We start from the raw sequence: 12,828 nt of genomic DNA, 5'->3' as shown, positions 1-12,828 counted from the left end.
CTTTAATACGTTTCATAGATCAATGTATCCAACATGTGAAATTCATCGTCAAACTCCGCATATATGTACAGTCGGCCAGCAGGTGTATCCCCCGCATCATAACCCAATCGGAAATATTGATCTCCCTGAAATTCTGCATCAGCCAAAATCAATGCACTGATATCTTCGTCCGGATGAGCCTCGGCAATGGTTTTAAACGCCTGCTCACCAAGCATGTCCCATCGTTTCCACGTCGCTTCCATATATGGGGATAAGGCTTCCATCTCTGTCTTGGTTGAAACCTGTGCAGTGACTACCAGTTCTTTATCCTGAATATGTAAGCGCATCTGATAGTTGGACATCGAGACGTCATACTGAAACACCCCCATACCCGGAACTTCATGATTGGATTCAAAAATCAGATTGTCTGCATATTGCAGTCTCTCCAGCTTGGGATTAGCGCTATAGTCCAACTCGGTTAATTTGTTCTCGGAACAGTACAACTCTCTTAGTTGTACGTTATGGCGAATATCCAGCTTGCTAATATGGTTGTTAAAACAACGGACATTCTCTAAAACCATATTTGAACGAAAATCCAACTGTTTGATATGGTTGTGGTTACAACGAAGTTCAATCAAGTTTGGACAACCGGTTACATCAAGTTCCAACATGTAATTGTTGGCGCAATCAAGTCGTCGCAGTTGCTTATTGTGTTCAAGTTCAAGTGAAAAAAGAGCATTATAACTGCAACTAAGTTCCTCCAACTGCTGTAGGTGCTCCGAAGCCAGCTCCGACAACATATTCCAATGACACTCCACCGTTATAAGTTTGGAATTATGAGAAAGATCCAATTTGCGAAGTCGATTAAAACTGCAATCCAGCACTTGCAATTCCGAATTGGAACGGAGGTCCAGTGTAAGAAGCTGATTCTCTCTGCAACGTAACGTCATCAGCTTGTGGTTCTGAGCTAGATCCAGACCGGTCAATTGATTATAGGCACAATCCAGCTCTTGAAGACCCCTGAAATACTCGATTCCATCAAGATTGCTAATATTGTGATTGGAAAGTTGCAATATCTCAACCTCACAAACGTCGCTCTCCTGAATGAAATCCCGCTGATCACAAAAACGATCCAACACAACTTGCCTGAAACGTTCATCCGTGAAAGCATAAGTAATATCCATATCTAACGCCTCCCCTCTCGTTTTGCTCTATTGGAACAGTCTTCCAACATATTATCACTATTCTATGAGTTTCATCACCGGGATTCAACAATTACCTAAGCAAATTCTTTTATACCATGTTAACATCCAACATGTAAGAGAAATCGTACAGAGAGGAAGATTTTCATGGAAATGTATATCGAAAACCTCCCGTCATATCGTATCGCCTATGTTCGACAAGTCGGTCCTTACGGTCCAGCCAATACTCAAGCGATGAATACGCTGAAACAATGGGCAGACAAAAAACAACTGCTTCATGAATCAGCAATTTTATTCGGTATTCCCCAGGATGACCCAACTACCACAACGCCCGAAAAATGTAGATATGATGCTTGTATTGTTATTACTGAATCTGAACGTCTTGAAGATGAGTTGGTTGAGATTGGCGAGTTATTAGGCGGAGATTATCTCATCTGTAAGGTGAGACATACGGCAGAAGCTATTCAGCAGGCATGGAATGTGATCATCCCTCATTTAAAAACAAGTGGTTATCGGATGGACAACAAGCCAGTTATAGAACGATATCGTTGGGAACTGCTCAATCAGCATTATTGCGAGATATGTGTGCCTGTAAGACCCGTGTAATTCGCGATACGAGCAAACAAAAAAAGTGACTTCAGGTTGAAGTCACTTTCTCGTTAAGCACTATTACTGCTACTATATAAATTGAACTAATCATTTACACGATAACGGAGAGGACAGAAAAAACCTGAAAAAGCGAAGCGTTCGCCTAAAAGCTATCTGAAAGAAAGCTGCATCGGAAGCATACGCTATTCCCGGATTTTCCCCTTCAGAAAGGAATCAAAAAAATCTGGGGATAACAGCGATTGGAAGGTTATTCTGTCATCGTAGTGTCTGTGTAAATAACCTTTAGTTCAACTTATAAAACTAGATTAAAATGCCCAGTTGCCTTTACGGAATACCGGCTCGATTGTACCATCCTGTAACTCACCATCGATATCCAGCTCAGCGGAACCGATCATGAAATCAACGTGAGTCAAGCTCACATTGCACTCATGCTTCAGTAACTCTTCATTCGACATGGTTGTGCCATCTTTCATGTTGAATGGATACGCACTTCCCACAGCCAAGTGGCAAGATGCATTTTCATCAATACCCGTATTGTAGAAAATTCGATTCAGGTTGGAGATCGGAGAGTCATGTGGTACAAGTGCCACTTCACCCAGATAACGTGCTCCTTCATCCGTGGCAAAGAGGTTCTTCAGATGCTCTTCACCAGATGCTGCCGTAAAGGCAACAACTTGTCCGTCCTTGAAGGTGATTCTCATCTGGTCAACCAGTTGCCCGTTCAGGTTCAGAGGCATGGTGCTGCTAACATAACCGTTCACCCCACTGCGCTTAGGCATGGTGAATACTTCTTCAGTCGGCATATTGGCAACCGTGTATACGCCTTGTTTATTTTCGCTGCCACCACCGCCCCAGATATGATTGTTAACCAATTCAATTTCCAGGTCTGTACCTGGCGCACGGTAATGCAGGCTCTTATAGTTCTTTTTATTCAGGAGATCACTCATGGTATTCAGGGTATCCAGATGTTCTCTCCAATTTTGTACGGCGTCTCCGCCATCCACACGGTTCATTTTGAAGATGGTTTCCCACATCACGTTGATTCGGTCTTCTTCCGGGATGTCGGCAAACACTTTGTTCGCCCAAGCCTTGGTCGGTGCTTTGATCAAACACCAGCTAATTTCATGATTGCGTGTGTATTTGGCATATCCGCGACGTGCGTGTGCAGCTGCCTTGGTAGCACGGGAAACGCTGTCGGAGTCAATTCCGTTATACAGTTCAGGATCTGGAACTTTGATCGTCAAGGTAGCGCCGCCTGCTTCCGCAAACTTTTCCATCATATCCGCTTTCCAGGCTGGATAGTAGTCAAAGCTGTCATTGGAACCATGTTCAAAACGACTGCGGGTAATGTTGTCGTCATCAAAGTCCACTTGTACATAGTTTGCACCAGCCGCATAGGCTTTTTGCACAATCAGACGTGTGAATTCAAGCGTTTCGATCGGTGCAGTGACGAGCAGATCCTGTCCTTTTTGAATATTCACGCCAACTTTAACAACCAGTTCTGCGTATTGTTCCAATGACTTTTCAAAGGTTTGTTCAAATTGACTCATGGTTGTGTTCACTCCTGTTTCATATATTGTACGACCGCTTTCGCTTCTGCAGAATCGATTCCTTCTCTTTCACTACGCAGGTTCAATTCCCAAAATTTCATCTATACAAAATGATCTAACTATTACGTTTTTCTTGTTCGCGCAGTTCGATCCGGCGGATTTTACCAGAGTTGGTCTTTGGCAGATCCGTAACAAATTCGATCTTGCGTGGATATTTATAAGGTGCTGTAATTTCTTTGACATGGTGCTGCAATTCACGCATCAGTTCTGGTGAAGCCAGTGAATCGTCTCTCAACACGACAAAAGCTTTGACAATATTGCCACGGATCTCATCCGGACTCGCAACCACCGCGCACTCCTTCACACTGGCGTGTTTCATGAGTGCTTCTTCCACTTCAAATGGTCCAATCGTGTAACCCGAACTGATAATGATGTCGTCACTGCGCCCTTCAAACCAGAAGTAACCTTCTTCGTCTTTACGTGCACGGTCTCCTGTTACAAAATAATCGCCACGCTGACTCGCTTCCTTCCGTCCCTCATCCTGATAATAGGACCGGAACAAAGCTGGCATCTCTTTGTGTACCGCGATATCTCCTACTTCACCGGCAGGAACAGGCTGTCCGTCTTCGTCAATAATTTCAATCAATCCAGGTGTAATCGACTGACCCATGGAACCAATGCGTACAGGCGCATCTTTGAGACTGCCGATCAACAACGTGCTCTCGGTCTGTCCATATCCGTCTCGAATAGTGAGGTCGAAATGCCGTTGGAAGATTTCAATGACTTCCTGATTGAGCGGTTCACCCGCTGAAACAGCACTGCGCAGATGGGACAGATCATAATGTCCAAGATCATCGGCTTTGGCCATCAACCGATATTCGGTTGGTGTACAGCATAGAACATTAATTTGATGTTCCTGCATCAGTTCCAGATAACGCTTGGGTTGGAATGATCCATTGTAGACCAAGCCAGTCGCGCCTCTTCCGAGTACCGACAGGAACGGACTCCAGATCCATTTTTGCCAGCCAGGTGCAGCCGTTGCCCATACCGTATCCGAAGGTTGAATATCCAGCCATAATGAAGAAGCGATCCGCAGGTGGGCATATCCCCAACCGTGGCTATGTATAACGCCTTTGGGATTACCTGTTGTGCCCGAAGTATAGGCAAGAATAGCTGTATCATCACGGTGAGTTTCCACCGCAGCCATCTCTTCGGGTTGATTTTGCATTAACTCATGCACATTGACCCAACCTTCAGTAGGTACGCTAGCTTCACCATTAGGTGATGCCACGATACGATGTGCCAGTGACGGCAGATCCGCGTCCATCTTTTCCACTTCCGAGGTTGTCTCGGACCATACGATAAGAGCCCGCGCCTCAGAGTGACGCAGACGATATTCCAGATCTTTAGCCCGTAACATCTCGGAGGAAGGAATAACGGCAATCCCCAATTTAAGACAAGCAATATAAATGACGTAGGCAATAATACGGCGTGGTACCATGACCAACACCCGATCACCCTTCTCCAGTCCAAGTTCACGCAAACCTCCAGCAAGACGATTCGCCTGCTTGAACAAATCACCATACGTGATCTCTTCCAATTCACGTTGATCGCTGAGCCATCTAAGTGCAATCCGGTCTGATGGATGATTCTCCATCTCGGATGTCAGGTTATAGCTTTCAGGCGAAATCCACTGTTCAAAGTTCAAATGGAGCCTCTCCTTCGTAGTTCAAATGTAAAGCTTCTATATATTATACCCTAAATCCTAGGACCAGGTGCTATGAACTAGGCTTATCTCGAAAAAATAAACATAGGTCAATTAATGTTAACTATTATAATAGATCTTTTCCTATAAAGAAAATGACATATAAAAAAATGGCACCACCTTGGATATCAGGAAGGAGCCATTTCGTGTTTAATTTTTATATTACCATAAACTTTGTCTAACTATAATTTTTCGGTTACCACGGATAATTACCCATACCTTCCAAAATGCTTTCGATCTCATTCAACTCTTCCGTTGTCAGGTCCGGTGCACTGAGCGCAGCCACGTTTTCTTCAATCTGGGACACACGGCTTGCACCAATCAGTGCGGAGGTGACACGGTTACCACGCAAGATCCAGTTCAGAGCCAGTTGGGAGATCGTCTGCCCTCTTCGCTCGGCAACTGCCTGAAGCGCATCGAACTTGGCAATCCGTTCGTCTGTGTATGCTTCTTTTTTCAAATTGCCTGTTGGATTGGCGCGTTCTTCCTTGATCTTGTCGACATATTTATTGGTCAACTGACCGCGGCCGAGTGGACAGAACGCAATGGAACCTACGCCCTGCTCATCCAGTACGTCCTGCAAACCGTCTTCAATCCAGCGATTCAGCATCGAGTAGTTTGGTTGATGAACCAGACATGGCGTACCCAGACGACGAAGAATGGTTACCGCTTCTTGTGTCTGTTCTGCATTATAATTGGATAAGCCCACATACAGAGCTTTACCTTGCCGCACGATATGATCCAGCGCCGTCATCGTTTCTTCCAACGGCGTGTCCGGATCTGGACGGTGATGATAGAAAATGTCTACATAGTCCAGTCCCATCCGGCCAAGGCTTTGATCCAGGCTTGCAATGAGGTTTTTGCGGGAACCCCATTCGCCGTAAGGTCCACTCCACATATGGTAACCTGCCTTCGATGAGATAAGCAATTCATCCCGGTAAGGACGCAGATGTTTTTTGTAAATCACACCAAAGTTCTCTTCCGCTGATCCTGGAGGGGGACCATAGTTATTCGCCAGATCGAAGTGGTTAATTCCGAGGTTAAAGGCACGTAAAATCATTTCTTCCTGAATATCCAATGTGCGGTTGCCACCAAAGTTCTGCCATAAACCCAGCGCAATTTGCGGCAATCTGATTCCGGATTTGCCGGAACGTACATATTTCATCTCATCATATCGTTGTTCACTTGCAGTATAGGGCATCGTTATTCTCACTTTCCTGTATGGTTTGCCTTGCTGCTTCTAATCTTAGACATTTCTCGGGCAAAACGATATGGCATTCCACTTTGAACATATGGAATAATGATTGTTATCTATATATACTAATGTTAAATATTTAATCTTTTCAACTATTTAATATGTTAAAATGCAAGATGAGACGAAATCACACAGGAGTGAATACCCTTGATTACGTATATGTTTAAAAACAATCATTTTCAGGAGCTCCAGCTCCTTCATTATGGCACGGAAGCCTGTACACCAGGTCATCACTTTGGCCCTGCCATGAGAGACTATTACAAAATTCATTATATTTTGAATGGCAAAGGCACCTTCGAAGTGGGTGGCAAAACGTACACCCTGCACAAAGGTCAAGGTTTTCTGATCGTTCCGCATTCTGTTGTTCATTACGAAGCAGATCAGGATGATCCCTGGGAATACAGCTGGGTTGCTTTTCAAGGCAGCAATAGCCAAACCTTTTTACAGCAAGCTTGTCTGTCGGAGCATCACCCGATCTTTGAGCTGGGCAATGGGGATGACGAGATGCGATCCTGTCTGCATCGAATGATTAATTCGCGCCATACCCACAGAGGCTGGGAGATTAGCATGACTGGTTTGCTGTATCAATTCTTCTCCATTTTGATTGATCAGGCCAACTCAGAGCATCTTCAACTCATGCCGGATTATTCGAAGGAAACGTACGTAACGCAGGTAATGGACTTCATTGAAATGAACTACGCCAATGCCATTACCGTTCAGTCCATCGCGGCCCATGTGGGCTTGCAGCGCAGTTACCTGTGTTCTCTCTTCAAAGATCAGATGGGAAGCAGCATCCAATCGTATCTGGTCCATTACCGAATGCGAAGGGCAGCCGAATTGACGCTTGATCCCGGTCTGACCATTGGTGATATTGCCCGTTCTGTGGGCTATACGGATCAATTGCTTTTCTCCAAAATGTTCAAAAAAGTGATGGGCGAAGCGCCCACCTATTATCGCAAACATAAAACAGCACCCTCCCAGTTGAGTTGTTAATTGGGAAGGTGCTGTTTGTGCCAATCGTTTATCCTTACAATTGTTATTCCTTACATTCTTTTCATTGGTTTATACGGTCTCCGGCATGGATATGCCAACAACTTGCACTTTGATTTCATCGACCATGACGCCTGCTAATTGCTCTACAGCCTGTTGAACATTATGTTGAAGTTCACGGCAGACCTCGTGCATCTTGTTGCCATATTGAATGTTGATGCGCAGCTGGATGGTTGCCTGATCGTCTTTGACGTGTACGTCAATCCCTTTTTGCAGACTCTTGCCGCTGATGCTCTTGGCAATGCCTTCAGTCAGTCCAACGGACATGGAGGAAACACCAGCCGTTGATTGAGCGGCCATTCCCACGATCTTGGATAACACATCATTCGAGATGTGAATGGTACCCATTTGAACAGATTGAGGTGCGATATATTCAGGTTCATTGTATTGTTTTTCGATAATTTCAGACATGTGCTCCACTCCTTCGAATAATTAAATTCTATGCATTCTGCCATTTGTCCTTAAAGAACATGTTATAGATTCGAACCAAAAGAATCTTAACGATCATATAAACCGGGATAATAATCAGGATGGCAATAATTCCACCCAGGTCGCCTGCACCCAACACCAGAATGATGGTCGTGAGCGGGTGAATATCCAGCTTTTTGCCGAATACGTACGGTGCTACCAGGTTGTCCTGAATCTGCTGAGCGACAAGAATAATAATCAGAGACCAGATGGCAACCGATGGAGATACCACGAGACCCATGATCACAATAGGTACGGACGACACAATCGCTCCGATAAACGGAACAAAGTTCATGATGACCGCGATTACCGTGAGCAGTAATGCGTACGGCAGTCCAATGATCAAGAAACCGATATACATCAGTACACCCAATGCCAGATTGACCAAAACTCTTCCCACAATAAAACCACTCAACGCCTGATCAATCTCAATTACGACTTCACGGCTGTCATTCTGGAAACGTTTTGGAGCGATATGTGCCAATTTACGACCAAATTTCTCGCCTTGTAACAGCATATAGAACAAAAGAATCGGTAGTGTAAACAAGATGATCGCAAAACTGGAAACGAGTGAGAAAAATCCACTTACGTAGTTGGTCACAAAGTTAAATCCTTTGTTGATATACTCCGTGATCTGAGAGAAAGGTGTTGAGCCCTCCGGGAACAAGGCCTGAATGGCACCATTTTGCTCCAGCTCTCTCAGCTGGTCACTTAATGAATTAATTAAACTTGGTGCGTTATCGACCAGATTGAACAGTTGCTCACGTAACGATGGCCATAAACCAATGATGAAGAACACTCCCAGAATAGCAATAACCAGATAGATTAGCAAAATACTTAGCGTGCGATTTATTTTCTTTTTCTCCATATAATTCACAAGCGGCCTGAGCAGATAATAAAAGAACACCGACAACATCATCGGCACGGTAATGACCGTGATCATGGTGACGAGCGGCTGAAAGATGAAGCTCACACGTGATAATAAATAGATATTAACCAATATCAGCGCCAGTGCAATACTGAAGCGGACAAACGTATTTACTTTGAACAAAATATTTCCCTCCACATGGACATTTCTTCTCTTATTTAATTTGGAATCTCAATGGTAAACACGGTGGTCTCTCGCCCACGCCGGGAAAGGATCAGCCGTCCGCCCATTTTCTCCGTATTACGTCGTGCGATGGACAAACCAAGTCCGGTGCCTCCGGTCGCTGTCCGCGCCTCATCCCCTCGTACAAACGGGTCAAAGATCGTTGACCACAGTTCTTGAGGTATGCCCACTCCGGTATCTGCCACTTCAATCACCACATGGGTATGAAGCGGAATGAGTTCAACGCGCAGTTCGGTCCCGATTGGATTATAAGATAGAGCATTGGTAATCAGATTCTGGATGACTCTGGATAACAGCTCCGGATCATACCTCGCGTAGATCACCTCATCAGGAACAAGTACATGAAGGACAAACTGTTTCTGTTCAATCTCCCCATAGGTATCTGCCATAATCTCGCGCACGAATTCTCCAATTTCTCTTCTCTGAATATGCATGCGAAAATCGGGCGAATCCACCTTGAGCAGCTCCAGCATATTCTGTATCATGCGTGCAACTTGAACGGATTTGTTATAGATGTATCCCAGATATCTTTGCTGCCTGTCCTTGTCCTCTCCACGTCCTTCCACCAATGCCTGCGCATATCCCTGTATGGATGTTATCGGTGTCTTCAGATCATGTGATAAATCTACAATCAGTCGCTGTTTGCTCTCTTCGGCGTAACGTTTCTCCGCAGAGGTGTTCTCAATGACGTCCGCCATGTAGTTGAAGGTCTCACCAATCTGGACAAACTCCCTCTCGGCAGAGATCGACATCCGTGTACTATAATTCCCTTGTATCATCTGCGTAAGACCCGAGGAGAGGATGCTGAGTGGTTTTTTGATTCTCCGTGCGACCCAATAGCTATAGACAAAGATCAATAATAAAACCAAACCGATGCCAATCATAATGTAAAAGGATAGTGGATGCTTCAGATTGGTAATCAACTGATTATCATTAATTCGCACGCTGACCAGATCACGCGGGATTTTGAGCAATACATACGCTGCCGCTCCTTCTGTCGAGAGAGGAGTGATCGAATAATAGTATTCCTGGTCACTCCGATTTTCCAGTCCATCATACAGATCCGCTTCACTGTATTGCGTGAACGCATCTTGCTTGTCTCCCACATGACGAATGACATTGCGATTGGCATCCAGAATTTCAATCCAGCCACCGCTGTCCTTGAGACGTTGAATCTCTGTGTCTTTGCCTTTCGACACCGAACCTCCACCGGAATAAAATTCGTTCTCCAGCTCTGCTACATACACGTGGGCTTCAACATTCAGATCTGGATCAACCACCTGATCCGAAATGCGAAAATCCACGACATCCAGTGAAACCATAAGGTACACGATCAATACCAGTAACAGCAAAAAGAAGTTGAACAGCAAGAAGTCCAGTGTCAGAGATGTCTGCAACAGTCGCTTTTCTCTAGCTTTCCATGGGCGCTTCAATTTTGTATCCCAGTCCCCTTATCGTTTTGAGATATTCCGGTTGTCTGGAGTCACGCTCGATCTTCTCCCGAATGTTGCTGATATGTACCATAATTGTGCTGTCCTCGTGCGCATAATAATCGCCCCAGACCGCTTCGTATATTTTTTTACGGGTGAACACTCGGCCAGGTTGATGAAGCAACAATTCCATAATTTTATACTCTGTAGAGGTCAATGTTACAGGATTTCCTGAACGAAAAAGGATACATTGGGATCGATCCAGCGTCAGATCACCCAATACCAGATTTTGTTCTTTCGCACTGGGGATCTCCGCTGCATCAAATTGATTAACTCTTCTGAGCAACGCCTCTACTCTGGCAACAATCTCAAGCGGGTTGAACGGCTTCGCTATATAATCGTCTGCCCCAAGTCCAAGTCCAAGGATTTTATCGTGATCCTGACTTTTGGCGGATAGGAACAGTACAGGCATGTGATATGTGGCCCTGATCTGTTTGATCAACTGCAATCCATCCATTACAGGCATCATGATGTCCAGTATGACCAGATCGATCTGTGTTGAACGTATGCATTGTAATGCCTCGGCTCCATTCACCGCAGTCTTAATGGTATAGTCCTTCTCCAGATATAGTTGAAGCAGTTCAACAATCTCTGGTTCGTCATCTGCAATTAATACGGTGTATCTCATGTTTTTCCTCTCATTTCCTATACTCTATGCCTATCTCTACATTATTACTATATACTACGTCTCTTAATTCAACCTAAATCATTTCTAAAGATAATCTAAATAAATAGAAATAGAGCCCTGGCTTAGGCCAAGGCATTAAATAAAATAGGGCTGTTTTCAGCCTTCATTCAAGCTTTTCGTTCTTCATTCAGGCTTTTCAATCTTCATTCGGACCATTTGTATTAGATCATCAGATTAGTCCTTAAGCAAACGAAGCCACGGCTCAACTTTCCCAAATAAACGTTCCTTGTCATACTGCACATATTGGTTCGCCCGATTGCGCACGGGATCACCCGCGTAGAAACGTTCATATAGATCATGCCTTGCTCCGAGTGGACTTCCGGTCAGCTCCCATGCGAGTTGAAAGAGTCGAATCTTCTCCGTGGCTTGCATCGTTACTCCACCAAGATATTTGCCAACCATGGAACCCATCATTTCATTCATCTCAAACGTACCTGAAGGAATCTGAATCAGACCACCCGCAGCAATGGTCTTCAAAATCTCCACCGCGCGGGGATAATAGTGATTGCCCAGATTACGTGCGGTTTCAATATATTTGAATTCCGGCAGCCAGTTGCCAAATGCGTCCGGCTTGGACTGTACTTCAGCAGCAATAATCAGTCCCTCGATAGTCTGCATCTGACTGATCAGCTCTCCGAGTTGTTCCTGTACATTCAGGAAGGAGTCCACCCCGATCTCCTTGGCAATGGCTGAGGTCACAGCTGTAATGAATTCCAGTTTCGAGTGTAATCGAATGACACTCTGATGGTAGGCCAGACTGGCCGATGCTGTATTGCAGCGAATCTGCCATACGGCTTCAGGGTTATTGTGCAGTAATACACGTTCCCAGGGCACAAATACATCGTCAAAAAATAATACAGCATCCATCTCATCATACTGCGCACTGAGTGGATGTGATTTATCTGTATCTTTTGTGGCAAAAGATTCACGACACATCATGTGCAAGCCCGGACTGTCCGCGGCTACAATGACCATATGGGCCAGCTCTGGCAGGTGGCCTGGAATTCGTTGAACGGGATAAGCAATGATATCATCGGCATAAGGCGCTGCTGTTGCCACCATTTTGGCCCCGCGGATAACCACACCCTCCGTATTGCTTTGGACAATTCGCAGCATGGCATCCTCATCTTCTCCAACAGGCAAGGAACGATTAATCTGTGGGTCCCGCTGGACAATTGTCAGGAATGCATCTTTTCGTTTGGCTTGTTCGTAATAAGTCGATATTTTGTCTGCAAATGCCGGGTCATGTGATGTCATCTCATGTCGTGTTGCATACCAACCGGTCAGCCGGGATCGAGCATAATCAGACAATCGGCTCATCACCCCATACGTCCGATCGGCCCACAGCCGAAAAGCATCCGCCCTGCTCTTCACGTCAGGAAGTGAACGGGGTACTAGAAAAGAGCGATGCACGTAACTTCCCGTCTGTTCGTCCCAATAGGCCACGGTTTCCCTTGTCTCCGGGTCATCCACCAGATTGAACAAACCTTCTATGGTTTGAAGTGTTCCCTGAAAGGCCTGATGCCCAGTTACCTGGATACGCTCTCCGTCCAGCCATACATTCCGCTCATCATTCAAACGTTGAATGTAAGCTTGTCCACGAGACATCGTGATACTCATGATATGTCCTCCCTCTCAGGCACCGGCCTGACATTTCTGTA

11 protein-coding genes are annotated in these 12,828 nt (G+C 45.2%); 2 read left to right on the top strand and 9 right to left on the bottom strand.

Going from position 1 to position 12,828, the window contains the following annotated elements:
• Positions 1-2: 2 nt before the first annotated feature.
• Positions 3-1,163, bottom strand: a complete 1,161-nt coding sequence (locus MHB85_RS13295; RefSeq protein ID WP_341073067.1) for a leucine-rich repeat domain-containing protein — start codon at positions 1,161-1,163, stop codon at positions 3-5.
• 165 nt (positions 1,164-1,328) lie between these two features.
• Between MHB85_RS13295 and MHB85_RS13290 the strand changes: the two genes are divergently transcribed.
• Positions 1,329-1,787: an AraC family transcriptional regulator gene (locus MHB85_RS13290; protein WP_091016770.1), complete on the top strand. Its 459-nt coding sequence runs from the start codon at positions 1,329-1,331 to the stop codon at positions 1,785-1,787.
• A 308-nt stretch (positions 1,788-2,095) separates the two neighbouring features.
• On the opposite strand, the gene MHB85_RS13285 is transcribed toward MHB85_RS13290, so the two are convergent.
• From MHB85_RS13285 to MHB85_RS13275, 3 genes are all read right to left on the bottom strand, one after another.
• Positions 2,096-3,340, bottom strand: a complete 1,245-nt coding sequence (locus MHB85_RS13285; RefSeq protein ID WP_341073066.1) for an aminopeptidase — start codon at positions 3,338-3,340, stop codon at positions 2,096-2,098.
• Between the two features lie 115 nt (positions 3,341-3,455).
• Entirely contained in the window at positions 3,456-5,048 is a 1,593-nt protein-coding gene (mbcS, locus tag MHB85_RS13280) for an acyl-CoA synthetase MbcS (RefSeq protein ID WP_445739033.1), read from the bottom strand.
• A gap of 253 nt (positions 5,049-5,301) precedes the next feature.
• On the bottom strand, positions 5,302-6,306 hold the full coding sequence (locus tag MHB85_RS13275) for an aldo/keto reductase (RefSeq protein WP_192131896.1): 1,005 nt from the start codon (positions 6,304-6,306) through the stop codon (positions 5,302-5,304).
• Positions 6,307-6,519: 213 nt separating this feature from the next.
• On the opposite strand from MHB85_RS13275, the gene MHB85_RS13270 reads away from it, so the two are divergent.
• Positions 6,520-7,353 (top strand): AraC family transcriptional regulator, encoded by an 834-nt coding sequence (locus MHB85_RS13270; RefSeq protein WP_341073065.1) that lies wholly within the window; start codon positions 6,520-6,522, stop codon positions 7,351-7,353.
• A 69-nt stretch (positions 7,354-7,422) separates the two neighbouring features.
• Here MHB85_RS13270 and MHB85_RS13265 read toward each other — a convergent pair whose 3' ends face one another.
• The 5 genes from MHB85_RS13265 to MHB85_RS13245 all read right to left on the bottom strand — a co-directional run bounded on the left by MHB85_RS13265 (position 7,423) and on the right by MHB85_RS13245 (position 12,787).
• On the bottom strand, positions 7,423-7,821 hold the full coding sequence (locus tag MHB85_RS13265) for an Asp23/Gls24 family envelope stress response protein (protein ID WP_047842725.1): 399 nt from the start codon (positions 7,819-7,821) through the stop codon (positions 7,423-7,425).
• Positions 7,822-7,849: 28 nt separating this feature from the next.
• On the bottom strand, positions 7,850-8,929 hold the full coding sequence (locus MHB85_RS13260; protein WP_105598509.1) for an AI-2E family transporter: 1,080 nt from the start codon (positions 8,927-8,929) through the stop codon (positions 7,850-7,852).
• A 35-nt stretch (positions 8,930-8,964) separates the two neighbouring features.
• A complete protein-coding gene (locus MHB85_RS13255) occupies positions 8,965-10,422 on the bottom strand; it encodes a sensor histidine kinase (protein ID WP_105598508.1) in 1,458 nt (485 codons plus the stop codon).
• Positions 10,400-11,107 (bottom strand): response regulator transcription factor, encoded by a 708-nt coding sequence (locus tag MHB85_RS13250; protein ID WP_105598507.1) that lies wholly within the window; start codon positions 11,105-11,107, stop codon positions 10,400-10,402. Before MHB85_RS13250 ends, MHB85_RS13255 begins: the two co-directional genes overlap by 23 nt.
• Before the next feature lie 234 nt (positions 11,108-11,341).
• Entirely contained in the window at positions 11,342-12,787 is a 1,446-nt protein-coding gene (locus MHB85_RS13245; RefSeq protein ID WP_105598506.1) for a 4-hydroxyphenylacetate 3-hydroxylase family protein, read from the bottom strand.
• Positions 12,788-12,828: the final 41 nt, after the last annotated feature.

It is taken from the genome of Paenibacillus sp. FSL K6-4396 (assembly GCF_038002525.1).
Classification (GTDB): Bacteria; Bacillota; Bacilli; order Paenibacillales; family Paenibacillaceae; genus Paenibacillus; species Paenibacillus amylolyticus_B.
Note: the sequence above shows the minus strand (reverse complement) of the source record. Positions and strands in the feature narration are given on the sequence as shown.

Coding starts and splice junctions, on each gene's coding strand:
- MHB85_RS13295 (WP_341073067.1), bottom strand. CDS start 1,163: ATGGATATTACTTATGCTTTCACGGATGAACGTTTCAGGCAAGTTGTG.
- MHB85_RS13270 (WP_341073065.1), top strand. CDS start 6,520: ATGTTTAAAAACAATCATTTTCAGGAGCTCCAGCTCCTTCATTATGGC.
- MHB85_RS13250 (WP_105598507.1), bottom strand. CDS start 11,107: ATGAGATACACCGTATTAATTGCAGATGACGAACCAGAGATTGTTGAA.
- MHB85_RS13290 (WP_091016770.1), top strand. CDS start 1,329: ATGGAAATGTATATCGAAAACCTCCCGTCATATCGTATCGCCTATGTT.
- MHB85_RS13275 (WP_192131896.1), bottom strand. CDS start 6,306: ATGCCCTATACTGCAAGTGAACAACGATATGATGAGATGAAATATGTA.
- MHB85_RS13285 (WP_341073066.1), bottom strand. CDS start 3,340: ATGAGTCAATTTGAACAAACCTTTGAAAAGTCATTGGAACAATACGCA.
- MHB85_RS13265 (WP_047842725.1), bottom strand. CDS start 7,821: ATGTCTGAAATTATCGAAAAACAATACAATGAACCTGAATATATCGCA.
- MHB85_RS13245 (WP_105598506.1), bottom strand. CDS start 12,787: ATGAGTATCACGATGTCTCGTGGACAAGCTTACATTCAACGTTTGAAT.